The sequence below is a fragment of the Sphingobium vermicomposti genome (genome assembly GCF_011762025.1).
GTDB lineage: Bacteria > Pseudomonadota > Alphaproteobacteria > Sphingomonadales > Sphingomonadaceae > Sphingobium > Sphingobium vermicomposti.
The window spans coordinates 136,870-157,209 of the sequence record NZ_JAASQR010000003.1; the positions used below are offsets into that span (position 1 = coordinate 136,870).

Genomic DNA, 20,340 nt, shown 5'->3' on the forward strand with positions numbered 1-20,340 from the left:
GCAACCGCATTGGCCGTGATGCGTTAGGGGGGCATGAACGCCACATCTTCTCCCGAGATGGCCACTGAGCTGACCCGGCCCGGCCTGAAGCAGCTTGGGCAATGGATGCGGACGCTGGTCGATTATGTCCGGTCTGGAAAACCGGACCTCACCAACCGGCAGATGGCGCTGATGATGACGGTTTACATCGGCGCTGGTCCCCATACGGTTCGCGGATTGGCCGAGGCGCTGAATGTTTCCAAGCCGGTAATTACACGCGCGCTCAACAAGCTGTCAGCCCTGGGCTATCTTCGACGGGAGCGTGATGCGGCCGACCGGCGAAATATTTTCATCACTCGCACCCCCAAGGGCGCGGAATTTCTTGACGCCTTTCATCATTTCATCGCAGGAACCGGCCGCGATGAAAGCAACGAATACCCCTCTGCGGAACGCTCCGCCTGAACGCACCCGTTTCAAACTGGATGGCCGTTCCGTTAAGCTCGACAGCCGCATCCACGCGGCGCGGGGAGACTTGGCCGACGTATCACTGGCGGGCGTGCTGTTTTCCGCCCATTATGCCCGCGCCGTCGAATTGACGTGCGTCGTCCCTGGCGCTGCCATCCTGTCGGCACCATCGGCCAGCGCTACGGCGGTCAGCGAGTTGCTGCGCGGTGAGAGTTTTCACGCCCTGGACGTGACGACGGACTGGACATGGGGCTTTTGCGGCCATGATGGCTATGTCGGATATGTCCGCCGGGAAACGCTGGACACGCGCGAAGCGACGAGCCACCGCATTTTCGCCGGGACTGCCCCGCTGTTCAGCGCACCCGACATAAAGGCATCGATCGTCGACTATTGGCCGGGCGGTGCCTTGTTCGGCGCAGAGGCGCAGGGCGACTTCCTGGCGTGCAGCGACGGCTATGTGCATCAGCGGCACGCGGTCGCCGCCGACGCGCTGGAAAGCGATTGGGTCGCGGTGGCGCTCCGTTATCTTGGGCAGCCCTATGTGTGGGGCGGACGGGGCCATCGGGGGGTCGATTGTTCCGGCCTGGTGCAGGTCGCGCTGGGACAGTGCGGCATCAGCGCGCCACGCGATACGGACCTGCAACGGGATGGCATCGGATCGCCACTGCCGGACGATGCTCCGCTACAGCGTGGCGACTTCATCTTCTTTCCCGGCCATGTCGGCATCATGGTCGATGGCGACAATATGCTGCACGCCAATGCACATTGGATGGCCGTGGTTGTCGAGCCGCTGGCCGACGTGGTCGCGCGGCTGGCGGAGAGCCACGCGCAGCCTATCATCGCGCGGCGGAGGATCGGCGCATGACGCACAATATCTTTATCGACGGCGGCGTCGGCACGACCGGGCTGGAAATCGTAGAGCGGCTGTCTGGCCGCCCTGAACTGGCGGTCATCACGCTGGACGAGGATCGGCGGAAAGACGCAGATGCACGGAAAGAGGCGCTGAACGCCGCCGACATCGTCATCCTATGCCTGCCCGACGACGCCGCCCGCGAAGCCGTGGCGCTGATCGACAATGACCGCACGCGTGTAATCGACGCATCCACCGCTCATCGCGTGGCCGATGGCTGGACCTATGGCTTTCCCGAACTGGAGCCGGGGCACCGCGAAAAGCTGGCAAAGTCGCGCTTCGTCGCCAATCCCGGCTGCTGGCCCACCGGCTTCCTGGCGCTCGTGCGGCCGCTGGTGCTTGGCGGGCTGCTGCCTGCTGATTGGCCGGTGACGGTATCGGGCGCGTCGGGATATTCCGGCGGCGGCAAGGCGATGATCGCCGAGTTTGAAGGCCCGGACGGAGCGCCCAGCGCTTTTCGCCCCTATGGCCTTGGCCTGTCACACAAGCACGGCCCGGAAATGCAGCGCTATTCCGGGCTGCAACATCCGCCCCTCTTCGCACCGGCGGTCGCGAATGCCTATCGCGGCATGATCGTTGAAGTGCCGTTACAGCTGCGCGCCATGCCGGGCGCTCCCACGGTGGCGGACATCCACGCAGCGATATCGAAAGCCTATGAGGGGTCGGCAGTCGTTCAGGTCGCCCCGCTGGCGGACGGCAAGGCGATGACCCAATTGAGCCTGGAGCATGTCGGCGCAACCGACCGGCTGGCCCTGTTCATATTCGGCAATGAAGAAACGGGTCAGGCGCGACTGGTCGCGGCGCTGGACAATCTGGGCAAGGGCGCGGCAGGCGCGGCGGTGCAGAACCTCAACATCCTGGCCGGGTTGCCCGAAACGGCAGGCTTGCGCCTCTGACGCTCCCGCCTGTCAGTGGACAGTGCCTGCTGGCGCATCCTGCGTCAGCAGCACGATCAACCGTTCGATCTGACGCCAGCGGCAGAAATGGATGTGGTTGCCAAGGTCGCGGCTACGGTCGGCGCGGGCCGACGCTTCATAACCCGCATTGACGCCAAAGGTCGCAATGAGTTCGGCGGCATCCTCATAGCTCTTTCGATCCGAAAGATATGGCACCTGCATATAACCCCCTGCATTCCGTCCCGCCGACAACGTAAGCCATTCAATCGCCATGCCAATTCGTCGCTTCCACCGCTGCCAGCGGGTTGCGAAGGTGAACGGACGGTTATCCAAGTCCCGGACTGATACATTGATCCCGCTGCGGGACTCGGCGCGTTTCGAAATGACGCGGAACAAAGCCGCTGGCGTCCCCGCTTTTCGCGTGGCAAGGCGGGCGCGACATGACCAAAGGCAAAAAAAATCCCACCGGCGCGGGTGCCATCATCGCGCTGCTGATCCTGGGCGGCACGATTGTGGGCGGGATGATGGGGCAACCCAGCGCAGGACTGCTTGCGGGCGCGGCCCTCGGCGCGCTGATCGCCCTGCTGCTCTGGCTTTGGGAACGCGGAAAATAGCGCGACTTTCGGCCCTTCCGCTTCTTGCCCGACAATCGTTGGCAGCATAGACAGGGGCCATGAAAAAGCATCTGATCGCCATCAGCCTTATCGTGCTGGCCCTCCTCGCGGGCGTCGTCTTCTACTTCGCGCGGGGTGATACGGCGAAACTTGCCGCTGGAGCGGACACCGGGCGAGAGCCGGTCTTCACGTCCCCCCGCAGCGAAATCTTCCCCACGATCAACGTCGCCGAAGTTGTTCCATGGCGGGCGGACGAGAAACCCGTCGCTGCCAAGGGCCTGACGGTCGCCCGTTTCGCCGAAGGTCTGGCCCATCCGCGATCGATGCTGACGCTGCCCAATGGTGACATATTGGTCGCGGAAACCAACAGCCCGCCGCGTCCAACCGGCGGGATCGTCGATCGCGTCATGGCCTATCTGATGGACAAGGCGGGCGCAGGCGCGCCCTCGGCCAATCGCATCACACTGCTACGCGATGCCGATGGAGATGGCCGGGCGGAAGTGAAGACCGCGTTTCTCACCGGCCTGAACTCACCCTATGGCATGGCGCTGGTCGGTGACACGCTTTACGTGGCGAACACCGATGCGCTGCTGGCCTTCCCCTATAAGGTGGGTGAGACCCGGATAGCGGCGAAGGGGCGCAAGATTTTGAACCTGCCCGCGCAGGCCCCCAATCAGCATTGGACCAAAAGCCTGGCCGCTGGCCCAACAGGCCTCCTTTATGTCGGGGTCGGATCGAACAGCAACATTGGCGAAAATGGCCTGGACAGCGAAGAAAACCGTGCCGCCGTGCTGGAGGTCGACCCCAAGACCGGCGATTATCGCATCTTTGCTTCGGGCCTTCGCAATCCGGTCGGTCTCGCCTTCGAACCCAATAGCGGCGCGCTTTGGGGCGTCGTCAACGAACGGGACATGCTGGGCAGCGATCTGGTGCCGGATTATCTCAGCCGGATCGAATTTGGCGGCTTCTATGGTTGGCCGTGGAATTATTGGGGCGGCTATGAAGATCGCCGGGTACAGCCGCAACGACCGGAGGTTCGCGAATATACCAAGCGGCCCGACTATGCGCTGGGCAATCATGTCGCGCCGCTGGGCCTGGCTTTCGCCGACAAGGTAAAGCTGGGCGCACCTTTCCAGAACGGCGCATTTGTCGGCCTGCACGGCAGCTGGAACCGCAAGCCGGCAGCTGGCTACAAGGTTGTCTTCGTGCCCTTCGCCGCTGACGGCGAAGCCGGACGTGCCAAGCCTATCGACGTGCTGACCGGTTTTCTGAATGCAGATGGCGATGCGCGCGGGCGACCGGTGGATGTCACCGCCGATGCCAAGGGCGCTCTGCTGGTGACCGACGATGTGGCGGGGATCGTGTGGCGCGTCGCGGGCGCGAAATAACGTCTCCGGCCCGCCGCCGCCCTCAAGGCGCGATCAGATCGTCATGCCGTTCCGTCCGGCAAGTTCGACCACATATTGCCAGGCGACGCGGCCTGACCGGCTGCCCCGCTGCGTCGCCCATTGGATCGCCTCCAGCGGATCGAAGCTGAGGCCAAGGCTCGCGGCATAGCCCGACACAATGTCGACATAGGCCTGCTGGTCCATGGCGTGGAAACCCAGGCTCAGGCCAAACCGGTCCGACAGCGCCATCTTGTCGTCCACCACATCGCGCGGATTAACGGGGTCGTCCTGCTCGGAAAGGTGCCGGGGGACGATGTGACGGCGGTTGGACGTCACATATAGCCGCACATTCGCCGGGCGAGCGGCGGTGCCACCTTGCAGCAGCGACCGCAGCGACCGGGCGTCGCCCACGCCATTCTCATCGAAGCCAAGGTCGTCCAGAAACAGGATGAAAGGCCGCTGCGCATCCCGAAGGATAGAAAACAGGCGCGGCAGGCTGGCCAGTTCATCGATCGCGCATTGCAGCAGCGCGATATCCTGCCCTTCCTGTTGCAGCTTGCGGACCACCGATGCGACCACCGCCGATTTGCCCGTTCCCCTTGCCCCCCACAACAGGACGTCGTGCGCGGCGTACCCGGCGGCATGACGGCGCGTATTGTCCAGCAGCGTCTGCTTTTGCGCATCGATGCCGGTCAGCAAAGCATAATCGACCGGACTGAACGCCTCCACCGCGTGTATCGTTGCCCCATTCCAGACATAGGCGGGGTGTGCGGCAAGGTCAGCGCTTGATGAAGGGGGCGGAGCGATCCGCTCCAGCGCGTCAGCGATGCGGGTCAGAAGGGCGTCATTCATGGAAATGGCTTACCCCTGCCCCGCTAGCCGGGCAAGCGCAGGAAATCTGTCATTCCTGTGTAGCAATGGACTTTTACTCGATGACGGGGGCCTATATATCGCGGGGGTCGTGACCATCTCAAACCCAGTCTTTTCCACCAGAATCTGTCGCTATGGCGCTGAAGCATTGCGTGAGGCGGCGCTGCTGATCCGCGCAGGCGAACCCGTCGCCGTTCCCACCGAAACGGTTTACGGATTGGCCGCCGACGCCACCGACTCCAATGCGGTGTCCGCCATATATGCCGCGAAGGGACGGCCCAGTTTCAATCCGCTGATCGTCCATGTTGCGGATCGGGAGATGGCCGAAAGACTCGCTCTATTCTCGCCCACCGCTGACAGGCTCGCTAACCAATTCTGGCCCGGAGCGCTGACGATGGTGTTGCCGGTTCGCGAAGACAGCGGGCTATCCCCGCTGGTCATGGCGGGATTGCCCACGGTGGCGCTGCGCCTGCCCGCCCACCCCGTGATGCGAGCGCTGATCCGGGAAAGTGGTCGCCCATTGGCCGCGCCTTCGGCCAACCGAAGCGGATCGATCAGCCCCACGCGGGCCGAACATGTGCTTGCCAGCCTGAACGGCAAGATCCGGCTGATCCTGGACGAAGGCCCCACCAGCGAGGGGCTGGAATCGACCATCGCCGCCCCTGAACAGGATCGCATCCGCCTGCTGCGTCCCGGCCCGGTCACTGCTGCCATGCTGGAGGAAGCGACCGGCCTGCCCGTGATCGTTGGCACCGATGCCAAAATCGAGGCTCCGGGACAGCTGGAAAGCCATTACGCCCCCTCCAAACCCGTTCGCCTGAACGCGCTGAACGCGGAAAAGGACGAATATCTGATCGGCTTTGGACTGATGCCCTGTCACATGAACCTCAGCGCGGAAGCCGACATTCAGGAAGCGGCAGCCAACCTGTTCGCCGCGCTGCATATTGCCGACGCCAGCGCCGCCACGCGGATCGCGGTGGCCCCCATTCCCGACCACGGCATTGGCGCCGCGATCAACGACAGGCTGCGCAGGGCGGCTGCCTGAATCCGATCCGGCATTGACCGGTGCCGTCAGCAGTCATCATGTCCTGCACGACGGCATTCACGGCGACGCTGCTTCTCCGCTTTCTTCTGTTCACGGGCCTCACGCGCTTCCTGTTCACGCATGCGGCGACCGTAATTGCGATCCGCCTCGTCCTGGCTCGTGGTGGCCCAGTCAGCCGCTTGAGCACCCGCACGCACCGGCATGGTTGCAACGTCAAGCGCAGTCTTGGCGATGCACCCCGGCAGCAACAGCATCGCCACCGGCGCGCTCATAAGGCAAATATTACGCATCGCTATTACCCCCGATAATCCAGCAGCGGCCATGGCATGGACAAGATGAACCAATGCCTAAGCCGCAGGAAAAGATGCGGCAAGCCATCGCGTGGCAAGGGTTCAGCCGTTGATGCGATCCCCAAACCCCTTGCGCAGCTTTGCGAGCTTGGGCGGAATGACCGCCATGCAATAGGGATTGCGATCCCCTGCCCTGTCCCAATATTTCTGATGATAATCTTCGGCGGAATACCAGGGCGCGTCCGGCTCGATCGTGGTGACGATCGGGCTAGCATGGTCAGCTTGCGCCCGCGCGATTCCTGCCTTCGCTTCCGCCGCCTGCCCTTCGGAATGCGGGAAGATCGCGGAACGATATTGCGTGCCCACGTCATTGCCCTGCCGGTTCAGGGTCGTGGGATCATGGGTGGCGAAAAAAATGTCGAGAAGGTCGGCATAGCTGATGATGGTGGGGTCATAGGTGACGCGGATCGCTTCGGCATGGCCGGTCGCGCCGGAACAGACCTGCTCATAGGTCGGATTGGCATCCTGGCCGCCAATATAGCCGCTCTCGACCGACTGAACGCCTTTCAGATTCTGGTAAACCGCCTCCGTGCACCAGAAGCAGCCGCCAGCCAGGGTCGCGATTTCCGTCGCCATCGATCATTCCTTATCCTGATTGGCGGCAGAGATAGGAAGGGTCAGGCCGCGCTTCCAGACTGGCGGGGCAATCTTTCAGCCTTGGCCCGTTCCTCCGCCACCAATTCCTTGCGGGACAATTTGCCCACCAGCGTCTTGGGCAGGGTCAGCCGCACTTCGACCTCGCAAACCCTTTCATGCTTGCCCACTTGGGGGTTGAGCCATTGCTTGAGCGTTTCACCGTCGACGTCCGCGCCTTCCTGCAGCGTGACGAACGCCTTGGGACATTCGCCGCGATAAGCATCCGGGATGCCTATCACCAGCGCCTCCTTCACCCCCTCATGGTGGTAGAGGACCGCCTCCACTTCGCTGGGAAACACCTTGAAACCGCCGACCGAGATCATGTCCTTCAGCCGATCGACAATCTTTACATAGCCTTCCGCATCGATAACGCCCACGTCGCCGGTGCGCAGCCAGCCGCCCTCCAAAAAAACCTCTTTATCCGCGTCGGGCCGCTGCCAATAGCCCTTCATGATCTGCGGCCCGGCGAAAACCAGTTCCCCCGGCTCACCCGGCGGAGGGGGTTTGGACGGATCTTCGCGATCCACCAGCTTCACCCGCGTCCCCGGAACGGGCTGTCCAACGGTCCCCGACTTGTTCACCCCTTCATATGGGTTGGAGCAGACCACGGGGCTGCTTTCCGTCAAGCCATAGCCTTCGCACAATTTCGCGCCGGTCATGGCTTCGAACCGCTGTTTCAGTTCCAGCGGCAGCGGCGCACCGCCGGAGATGCAGAGGCGCAGCGAGGAAAAGTCGATGTTCGGCGTCGCCGGATGATCCAGCAACGCCTGATACATGGTCGGCACGCCGGGCAGCGACGTTGCCTTTGTCCGCTGAAGAGCGGCCAGCACCTGCACGGCTTCGAACCGGGGCAGCATCACCATTTCACCACCGTTCAACACCGTGCGGTTGAGCACGCAGCTATTGGCGAAGACGTGAAAGAAAGGCAGCACGGCCATGATGCGGTCGGGCGCTTCGGGATGCGGATCGATCATCAGAACCTGACGCGCATTGGCGGTCAGGTTCTGATGGGTCAGCATCGCGCCCTTGGGCCGCCCGGTGGTGCCGCCGGTATATTGCAGCAGGGCGACGTCTTCTTCCGGGTCGATGTCCACCGCCACCGGATCATCGCCATGGCGCAGCAACTCGGCATAGCTGGTTATGCGGGGATCATGGGGGATGGCAGCCGTTTCGCCACGCTTGAAAATGCGGAAAAGCACGGACTTCGCCGGCGGCAGCGCTTCCGCCACGCAACCCACGACCAGCCGTTCAAGGCTGCTATTGTCCAGCACTTCCAGCGCGGTCGGCAGCAACGCCTTGGCTGACAGGGTGAACAGAACCTTGGTGCCACTGTCCTCGACCTGATGTTCCAGTTCGGCGGCGGTATAGAGAGGGGAGAAGTTGACGACGGTGGCACCCGCCATCATCGCTCCATAATAGGCCGCGACATAATGCGGAACGTTGGGAAGGAACAGGCCGACGCGGTCGCCCTTGCCCACCCCCATATGCTGCAAACCCTTGGCCACCCGCCTGATGACATCGAGCATGTCGCCATAGGTCGTCTTGCGACCCAGGAAATCGATCATCACCCCGTCGGGTCTGGCCGTTGCGCTGCGCAAAACCATGTCCACCATCGACATGGGGGGGAACGCCTGATCCCATGGCACGGGATGACTATAGTGGTCTTTCCAGACCTCTTCGCTGCTCTCCATAACAACAGGAGTAAGTGAGGCATCTGCTTTACGCAAGCGTAAAGCAATCCACCCCCCATGGCAGTCGGCCCTCCCACCCCTATCGAGGCGGAAGGAGCCTAAGGCTTAAACATGGCCCTTATTATCGCTGAACGGGTCCAATATCTTCGCGGCACTGGAAATCAGCTCCGCCTCGCTCTTCAGCGCCGCTTCCGCGCGCTGCGCGGCGTCGTCGCGTTCACGGCGCAGTTCGGCGATCAGCGCTTCGCGATCACCATCCAGCCTCGAATCCGTCGGCGCTTCGATCCCAGCCTTCTTCGCGGCCTTCGTCACCAGGCCGTCCAGTTCACGCTGCGAACACAGGCCGAGCGTTACCGGGTCCTTGGGCACGATGTTGGAAATATTCCAGTGCGTGCGGTCACGGATCGCCGCGATCGTGGTGCGGGTGGTGCCGATCAGCTTGCCGATCGCGCCGTCCGAAATTTCGGGATGGTTGCGCAGGATCCACGCAATGCCATCGGGCTTGTCCTGCCGCTTCGACACCGGCGTGTAGCGCGGCCCCTTGGTCCGGCGAACAGGCTCCGGCCCTTTCAGCATCTTAAGGCGATAGTCCGGGTTCGCTTCACCCTTGTGAATTTCTTCCATGGTGATTTCATGGGCGCGCACCGGATCGCGGCCGGTATATTTCGTGCCGGCAGTATCGTCTGCAATCGCCTGCACTTCCAGAATGTGAAGCCCGCAAAATTCCGAGATTTGATCAAAGCTTAGCGCGGTATTGTCGACCAGCCAGCTGGCTGTGGCATGGGGCATGAGAGGCTGGGACACGGGGACTTCTCCGGCACTAAAAATGACAAGGGCCGCCCAAGCAGGGCGGCCACGCCCGTGCAGAGATAATGCATGACGTGCCAGCGGGCAAGGAAAAGCGTCAGGCCGCCGCGTTATCCATCCCAGTGGAACCGATACAATGAAGGCCGGTCAGGAACTCCTGCGCGCTGCGTTCCCAACTGAACGTCCGACCATAGGCGGCGCACGCCTGCCTGTCGCATGACAGGGCGGCGGTGATAGCCGTTTCCAGACAGTCCGACAAAGCGCCGATTTCGGGCGTCACTATGTCGATCGGGCCGGGCACTGGATAGGCGGCGACGGGCGTCCCGCACGCCAGCGCCTCTATCATCACCAGGCCGAAAGTATCGGTGCGGCTGGGAAATACCAACAGGTCCGCCCCGGCATAGGCACCCGCCAGTTCTTCACCAAACAGCGGCCCAAGGAAATGCACGTCGGGATAGGCCCGCTCCAGCGCTGCGCGCGCTGGCCCGTCGCCCACCACCACCTTGCTGCCCGGATGGTCGCAAGCCAGAAAGGCCTCCAGATTTTTCTCAACCGATACCCGACCGACAGAAAGCAGGATCGGTCGGGCCAGATCAGCAAACAGGGCCGGTGGCGGCGCTTCGGGCGTAAAGGCACCAAGGTCCACTCCCCGCCCCCATTTGCGCACCTGGGCGATGCCATGGGCGCGCAATTGCTGCCTGACCGACCGCGTGGAAACCAGCACCGCGCGCGCAGGACCATGAAACCAGCGGATATAGCGCCAGAACCAGGCAGCGGGCAGGCCGGTGCGCCGCGACACATAATCGGGGAAATGCGTGTGATAGGCGGTGGTGAACGGCACGCCCGTTCGCAGGCACCAACGCCGCGCGGCCAGGCAAAGCGGACCTTCCGTCGCCAGATGCACGGCGTCAGGCGCAAACGCCGCTATAGCCTGCCCAATAACAGCCGATCGGACGAAGGCCAGCCGGATTTCGGGGTAAGTCGGACAGGGGATGGAGCCATAAAGGTCGGGCGAAATCACCTTCACGGCATGCCCCGCTTTTTCCAGCTCGCCCTTGATGGTCAGCAATGTTCGAACGACGCCGTTGACCTGCGGCGACCATGCGTCGGTCACGATGACGATCCGCATCGGGCGCGACCCGGTCACGCCGCGATGCGGACGGGCTGGCCCGCCTCGCGCGCCGCAATCTCGTCGGCCCAGTGCAATATTTCCATCCGCCCGTCGAAATGTTCGACCAGCGCGGTGCATCCTTCCACCCAGTCGCCGTCATTATAATATTGGATGCCGCCAATTTCCCGCATTTCGGCATTGTGGATGTGACCGCATACGACGCCATCAACCCCACGCGTTCCGGCTTCATGCGCCACCACCTCCTCAAAGCGGGAGATGAACTCGACCGCATTCTTGACCTTGTGCTTGGCGATTTTGGACAGCGACCAATAGGGCAGCCCCATACGCTGGCGCACCGCATTCACCACCACGTTCAGGCGCATCAGCAGCGAATAGGCCGCGTCGCCCACAAAGGCGAGCCAGCGGTGGGCAAGCATGATCGTGTCGAACTCATCCCCGTGCAGCACCAGCAGTTTTCGACCGTCCGCTGTCTCATGAATCGCCTTGCGCCGGATTTCGACACCGCCAAAGCTGAGCCCCGTGAACTGACGGAACATCTCATCATGGTTGCCCGGAATGTAGATGACCCGTGTGCCGCGCTTGGCCCGCTTCATCACGCGCCAGACAATGTCGCTATGGGCGGCAGGCCAGTAAAAACGCCGCTTCAGCCGCCAACCGTCGATGATGTCGCCCACCAGATACATGGTGTCGCTATCGACGCTGTCCAGGAAGTCGACGAGCATTTTGGCGTTGCACCCGCGCGTGCCCAGATGAATGTCGGAAATCCAGATCGTGCGATATCGTTGCCGCTGCCCTTCCCTTTCGGGGCTGGTGGTGCGGTCGATGCCATCCTGCAGTTCGGCAAGGAAGGGCAAGCGCGTAATGGCGTTCATGATGCTGCCTTCGGAGCTGTTGTCCTCAGGCCCGAATCCCTAACCGCCTATTGTGACAATCCCGCACCGAATATGACTATAATGCTACAGCCATGGCGCGTCAGACGGTCAGCACGATCTTGCCGAAATGATCGCCCGCATCCATCCGCGCATGGGCCTGAGCCGCGTCAGCCAGAGCGAAGCGCTTGTCCATTGCCGGACGCAGCTTGCCCTCCTCCACAAAGCGCCAGACGGTTTGCATCAGTTCGTCGGCTATCAGGCTTTTGAACGCCGCCGACCGGGGCCGCAGCGTCGACCCGGTGAGCGTGAGGCGCTTCGTCATGACTTCGGGTATGAAGATGCTGGCCTTGGCTCCGCCCAGCACCGCAATAGAAACATGTCGGCCATCTTCGGCCAGGCACTGCAGGTTGCGCGGCACATAGTCGCCCCCCACCATGTCCAGCACCGCCTGCACGCCCTGCCCGCCGGTAATGCTGCGGACCTGTTCGACGAAATCCTGGCTTTTGTAATTGATCGCATGGTGCGCGCCCCACACCTTTGCCTGCTCGCATTTCGCGTCACTGCCACAGGTGACGATGACGCTGATGTCGAACAGACGGCAAAGCGAAATAGCCATGGTGCCGATCCCGCTGGTGCCGCCATGGACCAGCACGGTATCGCCGCTCACCACATAGGCTCTCTCGAACAGGTTGGTCCACACGGTGAAGAGTGTTTCGGGCAGCGCCGCCGCCTCGACCAGATCGTAACCGTCCGGGACCGGCAGGCATTGCCCGGCGGGCGCGACCGCATATTCGGCATATCCTCCCCCCGGCAGCAACGCGCACACGCGCTGGCCCAGCAAAAGATCGTCATTGCCGCCGGTGGCCACGATGGTGCCTGCGACCTCCAGTCCGGGGATGTCGGTCACGCCGGGCGGCGGCGGATATCTGCCCTCTCGTTGCATGACGTCGGGACGATTGACGCCAGCGGCAGCGACGCGGATCAACACTTCGTCGGGACCAGGCGCGGGAACGGGCCGCCGTTGGGTGATCAACGCTTCCGGCCCCCCAGGGTTGGGTGCCACAACCGCAGTCATGTCAACCGGAATTCCTTCTTCAACCGCCATGCTGGCTGCCCCCAAACCTATTTGCGCCGCCACTTTCGGCAAACGGTATCAGCGTCTTATTGACAGACTGGCTTATGCGGTCAACATTGGCGTCATGGACGTGGATGACGATCTTGCCCGCAGGGCCAATGATCCCCTGGCCCAACTGCTCAGACAGGATTTGGGTCCGCTGTCCGTTGCCGAACTGGAAGCGCGCATCAAAGCGCTTGAGGGCGAAATAGCACGGACCCGCTCAGTGATTGAAAACGCCGTTAACCATAAGGCAAGTGCCGAGGCGTTATTCAGACGATGAACAAGCGCCCCGCCCCCTGCGGCCTCGAATATGGCTTCACCGGGCACGGGCAGTCTGGCAATTCCGGTGATCGAGGAACCCTCCTTGATCCGCCGTCGAGCAATGCCGACATAGTGTTCAAGACAACCCCTTTTTGGGGTCAGGAGTAGAACAGAAATGCCATCTTTCGCACCCGCCCTTGAAACTACGCTGCACAATGCGCTGACGCATGCGTCCGAACGCCGCCATGAATATGCGACGCTCGAACATCTGCTGCTCGCCTTGATCGACGACGAACATGCGTCGAAGGTGATGCAGGCATGTGGTGTGGAAATTGGCGAGCTGGGCGACGCCGTCACCCAATATCTCGACAGCGAACTCGACAGTCTGAAGGTGGAAGGCGTCAGCGACCCCTCCCCCACCAGCGGCTTCCAGCGCGTGGTCCAGCGCGCAATCCTGCATGTCCAGTCTTCCGGCAAGGATGAAGTGACGGGGGCCAATGTGCTCGTCGCGCTTTTCTCCGAGCGGGAAAGCTATGCTGTCTACTTCCTCCAGCAGCAGGACATGAGCCGCCTCGATGCCGTGAGCTATATCAGCCACGGCGTCGGCAAGGGCACGTCAGCGCCTGAATCCCGCGAACCGAAAGGATCGCAGGAGGAAGAGAAGAAGGCGCAGGACAGCAAAGGCAAGAAGGACAGTGCCTTGGAGCAGTTCACGGTCAACCTCAATGAAAAGGCGATGCGGGGCAAGGTTGACCCGCTTATCGGTCGCACGGCCGAGGTCGACCGGACCATCCAGATCCTGTGCCGCAGGTCAAAGAACAACCCGCTCTATGTGGGCGATCCGGGCGTGGGCAAGACCGCAATTGCCGAAGGCCTGGCGCGCAAGATCATTGAAGGCGAAGTTCCAGACGTTCTCAAGGAAGCCGTGATCTACTCGCTCGACATGGGCGCGCTGCTCGCTGGCACCCGCTATCGCGGCGATTTCGAAGAGCGGTTGAAGGCGGTCGTCACCGAACTGGAAAAGATGCCGCATGCGGTGCTGTTCATTGACGAAATCCACACGGTCATCGGCGCGGGCGCGACCAGCGGCGGCGCGATGGACGCGTCCAACCTCCTGAAACCTGCTTTGTCCGGCGGCACGATCCGTTGCATCGGCTCGACCACCTACAAGGAGTTCCGCAACCATTTCGAAAAGGACCGCGCCCTGCTGCGCCGGTTCCAGAAAATCGACGTCAATGAACCCACGATCGAGGACACGATCAAGATTCTCGCCGGGCTGCGCAGCGCCTTCGAAGAGCATCACAACGTCAAATACACCCCCGACGCGATCAAGGCGGCGGTGGAACTCAGCGCGCGCTATATCAACGACCGCAAGCTGCCGGACAAGGCGATCGACGTGATCGATGAAGTCGGCGCGATGCAGATGCTCGTGGTGCCCTCAAAGCGCAAAAAGACGATCACCCCGCGCGAGATCGAAGCGGTGATCGCCACCATGGCGCGCATCCCTGCCAAGACCGTCTCGGCTGACGACAAGTCGGTGCTGGAAACGCTCGACACCGACCTGAAGCGCGTCGTCTTCGGCCAGAACCGGGCGATTGAAGTGCTGTCCTCCGCGATCAAGCTGTCGCGGGCGGGCCTTCGCGATCCCGACAAGCCGATCGGCAATTATCTCTTCTCCGGCCCCACCGGCGTCGGCAAGACAGAGGTCGCACGTCAACTCGCCCATCTGCTCGGCATCCCGCTCCAGCGGTTCGACATGTCGGAATATATGGAACGCCACTCGGTCAGCCGCCTGATCGGCGCGCCTCCGGGCTATGTCGGCTACGATCAGGGGGGCCTGCTGACCGATGCGGTCGATCAGAACCCGCACAGCGTCCTGCTGCTCGACGAGATCGAAAAGGCGCACCCGGACCTGTTCAACATCCTGCTGCAGGTGATGGATAATGGTCGCCTGACCGACCACCACGGCAAGACGGTGGATTTCCGCAACACCATCCTCATCATGACCACCAACGCAGGCGCGTCGGACATGGCGAAGGAAAGCATCGGCTTTGGCGAACTCACCCGCGACGATGTGCAGGAAGATGCGGTGAAGAAGCTCTTCACCCCGGAATTCCGCAATCGTCTCGATGCCATCGTGCCGTTCAACTATCTGCCGCCAGAGATTGTGGCGCGGGTCATCGACAAGTTCGTGCTCCAGCTCGAACTGCAACTGGCCGACCGCGACGTCCACATCACGCTGGACGAAGAGTCCAAGGCATGGCTCACCAAAAAGGGCTATGACAAGCTCTACGGCGCGCGTCCGATGGGCCGCTTGATGCAGGAAAAGATCAAGCAACCGCTGGCCGAGGAACTGCTGTTCGGCAAGCTGGTCCATGGCGGGGAGGTCCATGTCCGGCTGAAGGATGATGCCCTCGCCTTCGAAATCACCCCCGCCGCCCCGAAAAAAGGCAAGAAGGGTGGCAAGGCAAAGCCCGCGGAATCGGCAAAATAAGTCCACCGATCCACTATTGAGATTGAGGGCGGTTCTGTTGGGCCGCCCTTTTTCATATATAGCGGCTCTGGGTTCGTGCATTATCAGGCGAGCGCCTACATCACCCATAGCCGGGGAGAGACATTGATGGCAGACGAGATCATCTTCTACACCAACCCCATGTCGCGCGGGCAGATTGCCCGCTGGATGCTGGAGGAGGTTGGGCAACCCTACCAGGCCGTCATTCTCGATTTCGATACGACGATGAAGGCCGACGACTATCTTGCCATCAACCCCATGGGCAAGGTTCCCGCCATCGTGCACCGGGGCAAGACGGTCACAGAAGCCGCCGCCATCTGCGCCTATCTGGCCGACGCCTTCCCGGACGCAGGCCTGGCCCCGCCAGCCGATCAGCGCGCCGATTATTATCGCTGGCTGTTCTTCGCCGCCGGACCGGTGGAAGCCGCCGTTTCCAACAATGCGCTCGGCCTCGTCGTTCCCGAAGGGCGCGAACGCTCAATCGGCTACGGCAACTTCGACCAGACCATCGACACGCTGGAACAGGCGGTGTCGCGCGATCAATGGATATGCGGAGATCAGTTCACCGCAGCCGACGTCTATGTCGGGGCGCAGATCGACTGGGGCCTGTCCTTCGGCACCATAGGCACCCGCCCCGCCTTCGAAGCCTATGCCGCGCGCCTCCGCGAACGCCCCGCCTACAAGCGGCAGAAGCAACTCGACAACGCCCTGATCGCGCAAATGCAAAGGCCCGCATAAGGAAAGGGCCCGGCGGTTCGCACCGCCAGGCCCTTCCTGTTCCGCCCGCTGTCAGGCGATCATTCGCGATTGCCCATGAACCGCAGCAGGAACATGAACATGTTGATAAAGTCGAGATACAGGCTCAACGCCCCCATCACCACCGACTTGCCCATCATATCCGTGCCCGCGACCTGAGCATAAATGCTCTTGATCTTCTGCGTGTCATAAGCCGTCAGACCCGCAAACAGCAGGACGCCGATGAAGCTGACCACCATGTCCATCGCGCTGGATTGCAGGAACAGGTTGATCAACATCGCGACCAGCAGGCCGACCACGCCCATGATCAGGAAGGTGCCGAAGCCCGACAGATCCTTCTTCGTAGTATAGCCCCACAGGCTAAGGCCCGCGAACGCCGCCGCCGTCGCAAAGAATGTCTGCGCGATCGACGCCTGCGTGTACATCAGGAATATGGACGATAGCGACAGCCCCATCACCGCCGCATAGGCCCAATAGATGGCCTGAGCTGCCGGCGTCGACAGCTTGCCGATGCCAAAGCTCAACACCATCACGAACAGCAAGGGCGAAAACATGATGACATATTTCAATATGCCCGGCTGCAACAGGATCTGCGCCGCGGGCGAGTTCATCCCGCCCCAGGAAAACAGCAACGCGACGATGCCCGTCAGCAGCACGCCGCTCGTCATATAATTATAGACGGACAGCATGTAACTGCGCAGGCCAGCGTCATACGCCTCCCCTCGCGCTACAGTCGTGCCGCCAAAGCTCGCCATGCCGGAGCGGGGATCGGACCAATTGGCCATGGGAAAATCTCCTTCGCCGACGCTCTTCCGCCGGTGACCCTATTATCGGCATATATGGCCATCAATTCAAGCGTAGAGCGCAATGCTGACTCGACGCCGCACTCATTCTATATAGTCGGCATGCACCGGCTGTTCATCGCCATCCGTCCGCCCGCCGAAATCCGCGCGAGACTGCTGTCCCTGCCCGGCAACATAGCTGGCGCACGATGGCAGGATGACATGCAATTGCACCTGACGCTGCGCTTCATCGGGGAGGTCGGCCCGCATCAGGCGCAAGATGTGGCCGACGCGCTGGACCTGATCCACTTTGCCCCATTTTCCATCGCGCTCGCCGGCTTGGGGCAATTCGAACGAAAAGGCCGGGTGGACACGATCTGGGCTGGCGTCCAGCCACGGGATGCCTTGGCCCAACTGCACAAAAAGGTCGATCGCGCCTGCGTTCTGGCCGGACTGCCTGCGGAAGAACGCGCCTATCTTCCCCATATCACCCTGGCCCGGCTGAGCCGCACAGCAGGACCTACCCGCGCATTTCTTGAACAGAATGCCGGGCTTTCAAGCCAGCCCTTCCCAGTCGACAGCTTTGCCCTTTTCGAAAGCCATCTGGGTCAATCCGGCGCAGTCTATCACCAGGCAGCGCTATATCGTGCCGCGCCCGACGACCTTGAGCGAACACAGGAATAACAGCGGCACTTACCCGCCGGAAATCACCCCGCACGCCACCCGTCCACCAGCATTTCCAGCCGGATCCGACCTGTTATCATCCGCCTGCGCGTGGATCACGATAGCCGCGCCGTCAGCGTCCAGCATCGGCATGCCGCCGCTGCCGAGCCTCGCGCCCGGTATTACATATTCCATCTGACCCGAACCATCGGCACCCGCAATCATATTGGGCATGTCTCCCATATGCATCCCTGCCGGATTGTCCCTGCCATGCTGTCGACCGCTGGGATTCCAATGTCCACCGGCGCTGGTGAAATCGGGCGGCGTGCAATTGCCGGTGCCGTGGACATGGACGGCGTGCATACCCGGCGTCAGCCCCTTGGCATCGACCATCACATGCAACCCGTCGGAAGCCTCCGTTACTCGGGCCTCCCCACGGGATGATCCATCCGCCGCCAACAACACAGCCGTAGCGGAAGTCGGCGCTACCCCTTCCGCGCTTTCGCCCTGCGTGGTGGCACAGCCAGCCAGCATCGCCGACGCTGACAAGGTCATGGCAAAGATGGAATATTTCATGACGAGCTGCACTCCAAATTGAACCTGTTAAGCAAACGCGATCGGGATGGCTTTTGTTGCGTAGCCGTCACTCTCGCACTGGCTGGGCCATTTCGTAAGTCATTGCGAAAAGCCATGAACCTGTTCCTGTGCCTGAAATTGCCAGAAAACCCACGGTCTACGGATGCACCCCCGGATCATGCAATTACAAATCGGCACGATCCCATAAGAAAGGGGCCAGTCTTTCGACCGGCCCCTTCCATTTCTTCCGTCCCGAAAGACGAAATATTCTTACTGACCCGAACCCGGACCGTAGGTGATTTCCACGCGACGGTTCTGCAGTTCGCGAACACCGTCGGCGGTTTCGACGCGGGGGTTCGATTCACCGAACGCCTGGGTCGTCATCACACCATCGGGGATGCCCTTCGAAGCCATGTAGGCCTTGACGGCATCAGCGCGACGCTGCGACAGGCCGACGTTGTACGAGGCCGAACCCGAACGGTCCGCATAACCCGCCAGCATGACCTGGGCGCTGCCGCAGTTGCTGTAGGCCGAAACCGCGTTGTCCAGAATGGTGGCGGCGTCAGGCGTGACGTCTGCCTTGTCCCATTCGAAGAACACGATGTACGGTCCAGGGCTGCACTCAGCGACCGGGGGAGGCGGCGGCGGGGGCGGCGGAGGCGGCGGAGGCGGCGGGGGAGGCGGCGGCGGAGCAGCCGGCTCACCGAAGTTATACGCCAGACCCAGCAGCAAGCTGTGCGTACGCAGCTTGGTCGACACGTCCGAACCAGCCGGACCAGCGGTCGGGAATGCGTTCACCAGGTTGATGTCGTCCTGGTTGAAGAAGCGATACTTCAGCGAGACATCGACGTTGTTGGTCAGCGGATAACGAACGCCAGCGATTGCCTGCCAGGCGAAGCCCGTGTCGGAATCGTTGACCAGGTCGTTGGCCAGTTTGGCGCGCGAAACGCCGACACCGCCGCCGACAAAGCCCTGCAGGCCATCATCAGCACCGAAGTCCAGCAAGCCGTTCAGCATGAACGACAGAGCCGAGGCCGAACCACCAAAGTTGCTCTTGTCCAGATCGACCTTGGCGCGCTTGTAAGCGGCTTCGGCTTCCAGGCGGAAACCACCGAAGTCATAACCGATCACGGCATCGCCGTCCCAGCCCTTGTGGTAGTCCACGTCAGGCACGGTCACGCCCGGGGTGAATTCAATGTCCTGATCTTCGACAATCATGACGCCAGAGTCGATACCGATGTACCAGCTGTCGTCACGCGCCAAGGCCGGAGTGGCCAGGGCAGTAGTCGCAAGCGCAGCCGCGAGGGCAAGCTTCCGCATTTGGATTCCCCTTTCAAAAGTGTCACGAAGGACTGTGGAAACCATGTATCGGCAAGAAAGTTTCATGGCAAGTCCACATTTGCCGGAACTGTTGCGTTTTTACATCACCAATCGCGAACGTCCCGGCGTCGAAGCTAATATAAAAGGCCCTTCATGTAATAATGGCGGCCGCGCAAGTCACGGCGCGATCAGTCCATGGTGCCGCATGGCCGCCAGCATAGCGTTGATGCAGCTTCGGGCTTCACTATCGACAGTTGCGCCTCCGGCGGCATCAGTAATTGCCGCGACCTGGGTCCCAACCACACGCACGCCATCTACATACAGCCCCTCTGCGCCCAGACCTGCGTCCTGCCAGACGCCGCCCAGATAGTGCATGCTGTTCCCTCGGTCGGCGACCCACATGGACAATCCTGTGCGCGGCGCTGCAAATCGCCATCCGCCTTCGGTCCAGCAGGCAACGGCGTCCTCCCGTCCGGCCCACGCCCCGGTCGCCCCAGCCGCGACGATCCAGCAATCCCCGGTGTCCGGGTCCAATGGCGGCGCATTCTCATCGGCGCTTTCGACCTGCCCGTGTAACAGCATGTCGATGCGCGCCAGCGCCTCATTATGAAAGACTTCCTTCTGCGCCTGTCCCGAAAAAAGCTGCGGCAATGCCCATCGGGGCGTCACGTCCGTCGTCATAGTTCAATATCCTGTCC

23 protein-coding genes are annotated in these 20,340 nt (G+C 61.9%); 10 read left to right on the plus strand and 13 right to left on the minus strand.

Annotation, left to right across the window (positions count from 1 at the left end):
• Window positions 1-33: 33 nt before the first annotated feature.
• From FHS54_RS10235 to argC, 3 genes are read left to right on the plus strand one after another with little or no spacing between them, the layout of a single operon-like run.
• Window positions 34-441, plus strand: a complete 408-nt coding sequence (locus tag FHS54_RS10235) for a MarR family winged helix-turn-helix transcriptional regulator (RefSeq protein ID WP_167303730.1) — start codon at window positions 34-36, stop codon at window positions 439-441.
• On the plus strand, window positions 401-1,309 hold the full coding sequence (locus FHS54_RS10240) for a C40 family peptidase (protein WP_167303731.1): 909 nt from the start codon (window positions 401-403) through the stop codon (window positions 1,307-1,309). Before FHS54_RS10235 ends, FHS54_RS10240 begins: the two co-directional genes overlap by 41 nt.
• The gene (argC, locus tag FHS54_RS10245) at window positions 1,306-2,250 is read left to right on the plus strand and encodes an N-acetyl-gamma-glutamyl-phosphate reductase (protein WP_167303732.1); all 945 of its coding nucleotides are present in this window, start codon (window positions 1,306-1,308) and stop codon (window positions 2,248-2,250) included. The genes FHS54_RS10240 and argC overlap by 4 nt, the downstream gene beginning before the upstream one ends.
• A 12-nt stretch (window positions 2,251-2,262) precedes the next feature.
• Here argC and FHS54_RS10250 read toward each other — a convergent pair whose 3' ends face one another.
• Window positions 2,263-2,472: a hypothetical protein gene (locus FHS54_RS10250; protein WP_208404885.1), complete on the minus strand. Its 210-nt coding sequence runs from the start codon at window positions 2,470-2,472 to the stop codon at window positions 2,263-2,265.
• A 218-nt stretch (window positions 2,473-2,690) separates the two neighbouring features.
• Here FHS54_RS10250 and FHS54_RS10255 point away from each other — a divergent pair, with 218 nt between their 5' ends.
• The gene (locus tag FHS54_RS10255; RefSeq protein WP_167303733.1) at window positions 2,691-2,864 is read left to right on the plus strand and encodes a hypothetical protein; all 174 of its coding nucleotides are present in this window, start codon (window positions 2,691-2,693) and stop codon (window positions 2,862-2,864) included.
• Between the two features lie 59 nt (window positions 2,865-2,923).
• Window positions 2,924-4,252, plus strand: a complete 1,329-nt coding sequence (locus tag FHS54_RS10260) for a PQQ-dependent sugar dehydrogenase (RefSeq protein ID WP_167303734.1) — start codon at window positions 2,924-2,926, stop codon at window positions 4,250-4,252.
• Between the two features lie 33 nt (window positions 4,253-4,285).
• On the opposite strand, the gene FHS54_RS10265 is transcribed toward FHS54_RS10260, so the two are convergent.
• On the minus strand, window positions 4,286-5,104 hold the full coding sequence (locus tag FHS54_RS10265) for an ATP-binding protein (protein WP_167303735.1): 819 nt from the start codon (window positions 5,102-5,104) through the stop codon (window positions 4,286-4,288).
• 109 nt (window positions 5,105-5,213) lie between these two features.
• Here FHS54_RS10265 and FHS54_RS10270 point away from each other — a divergent pair, with 109 nt between their 5' ends.
• A complete protein-coding gene (locus FHS54_RS10270) occupies window positions 5,214-6,167 on the plus strand; it encodes an L-threonylcarbamoyladenylate synthase (protein ID WP_167303736.1) in 954 nt (317 codons plus the stop codon).
• Between the two features lie 26 nt (window positions 6,168-6,193).
• On the opposite strand, the gene FHS54_RS10275 is transcribed toward FHS54_RS10270, so the two are convergent.
• From FHS54_RS10275 to FHS54_RS10305, 7 genes are all read right to left on the minus strand, one after another.
• Window positions 6,194-6,457 carry a hypothetical protein gene (locus tag FHS54_RS10275; RefSeq protein ID WP_167303737.1) on the minus strand — a complete coding sequence of 88 codons (264 nt, stop codon included), beginning with the start codon at window positions 6,455-6,457 and terminating at the stop codon, window positions 6,194-6,196.
• Window positions 6,458-6,559: 102 nt separating this feature from the next.
• Window positions 6,560-7,093 carry a peptide-methionine (S)-S-oxide reductase MsrA gene (gene msrA / locus FHS54_RS10280; protein WP_167303738.1) on the minus strand — a complete coding sequence of 178 codons (534 nt, stop codon included), beginning with the start codon at window positions 7,091-7,093 and terminating at the stop codon, window positions 6,560-6,562.
• 41 nt (window positions 7,094-7,134) lie between these two features.
• Window positions 7,135-8,844 carry a long-chain-fatty-acid--CoA ligase gene (locus FHS54_RS10285; protein ID WP_167303739.1) on the minus strand — a complete coding sequence of 570 codons (1,710 nt, stop codon included), beginning with the start codon at window positions 8,842-8,844 and terminating at the stop codon, window positions 7,135-7,137.
• 105 nt (window positions 8,845-8,949) lie between these two features.
• A complete protein-coding gene (locus tag FHS54_RS10290; protein ID WP_167304378.1) occupies window positions 8,950-9,633 on the minus strand; it encodes a DUF1013 domain-containing protein in 684 nt (227 codons plus the stop codon).
• A gap of 115 nt (window positions 9,634-9,748) precedes the next feature.
• On the minus strand, window positions 9,749-10,780 hold the full coding sequence (locus tag FHS54_RS10295; protein WP_167304380.1) for a glycosyltransferase family 4 protein: 1,032 nt from the start codon (window positions 10,778-10,780) through the stop codon (window positions 9,749-9,751).
• Between the two features lie 14 nt (window positions 10,781-10,794).
• Window positions 10,795-11,655: a UDP-2,3-diacylglucosamine diphosphatase gene (locus tag FHS54_RS10300; RefSeq protein ID WP_167303740.1), complete on the minus strand. Its 861-nt coding sequence runs from the start codon at window positions 11,653-11,655 to the stop codon at window positions 10,795-10,797.
• 100 nt (window positions 11,656-11,755) lie between these two features.
• A complete protein-coding gene (locus tag FHS54_RS10305) occupies window positions 11,756-12,760 on the minus strand; it encodes an NAD(P)H-quinone oxidoreductase (RefSeq protein WP_167303741.1) in 1,005 nt (334 codons plus the stop codon).
• Window positions 12,761-12,854: 94 nt separating this feature from the next.
• Between FHS54_RS10305 and FHS54_RS10310 the strand changes: the two genes are divergently transcribed.
• The 3 genes from FHS54_RS10310 (at window position 12,855) to FHS54_RS10320 (ending at window position 16,283) form a co-directional block, all read left to right on the plus strand.
• Complete coding sequence (locus FHS54_RS10310; RefSeq protein ID WP_167304382.1) at window positions 12,855-13,052, plus strand: DUF1192 domain-containing protein; 198 nt, start codon at window positions 12,855-12,857, stop codon at window positions 13,050-13,052.
• A 156-nt stretch (window positions 13,053-13,208) separates the two neighbouring features.
• A complete protein-coding gene (clpA, locus tag FHS54_RS10315; protein WP_167303742.1) occupies window positions 13,209-15,527 on the plus strand; it encodes an ATP-dependent Clp protease ATP-binding subunit ClpA in 2,319 nt (772 codons plus the stop codon).
• 126 nt (window positions 15,528-15,653) lie between these two features.
• Window positions 15,654-16,283, plus strand: coding sequence for a glutathione S-transferase family protein (locus FHS54_RS10320; protein ID WP_167303743.1), 630 nt, complete (start codon window positions 15,654-15,656; stop codon window positions 16,281-16,283).
• Between the two features lie 59 nt (window positions 16,284-16,342).
• Here the strand turns inward: FHS54_RS10320 and FHS54_RS10325 are convergent, their stop codons facing one another.
• A complete protein-coding gene (locus FHS54_RS10325; protein WP_167303744.1) occupies window positions 16,343-17,086 on the minus strand; it encodes a Bax inhibitor-1/YccA family protein in 744 nt (247 codons plus the stop codon).
• Window positions 17,087-17,206: 120 nt separating this feature from the next.
• On the opposite strand from FHS54_RS10325, the gene thpR reads away from it, so the two are divergent.
• Window positions 17,207-17,767 carry an RNA 2',3'-cyclic phosphodiesterase gene (thpR, locus tag FHS54_RS10330; protein ID WP_167304384.1) on the plus strand — a complete coding sequence of 187 codons (561 nt, stop codon included), beginning with the start codon at window positions 17,207-17,209 and terminating at the stop codon, window positions 17,765-17,767.
• A gap of 9 nt (window positions 17,768-17,776) precedes the next feature.
• On the opposite strand, the gene FHS54_RS10335 is transcribed toward thpR, so the two are convergent.
• The 3 genes from FHS54_RS10335 to FHS54_RS10345 all read right to left on the minus strand — a co-directional run bounded on the left by FHS54_RS10335 (window position 17,777) and on the right by FHS54_RS10345 (window position 20,323).
• The gene (locus tag FHS54_RS10335) at window positions 17,777-18,322 is read right to left on the minus strand and encodes a superoxide dismutase family protein (protein WP_167303745.1); all 546 of its coding nucleotides are present in this window, start codon (window positions 18,320-18,322) and stop codon (window positions 17,777-17,779) included.
• A gap of 270 nt (window positions 18,323-18,592) precedes the next feature.
• Window positions 18,593-19,642, minus strand: a complete 1,050-nt coding sequence (locus FHS54_RS10340; RefSeq protein WP_167303746.1) for an OmpA family protein — start codon at window positions 19,640-19,642, stop codon at window positions 18,593-18,595.
• Window positions 19,643-19,819: 177 nt separating this feature from the next.
• Window positions 19,820-20,323 carry a DUF2793 domain-containing protein gene (locus FHS54_RS10345; RefSeq protein WP_167303747.1) on the minus strand — a complete coding sequence of 168 codons (504 nt, stop codon included), beginning with the start codon at window positions 20,321-20,323 and terminating at the stop codon, window positions 19,820-19,822.
• Between the last annotated feature and the right edge of the window lie 17 nt (window positions 20,324-20,340).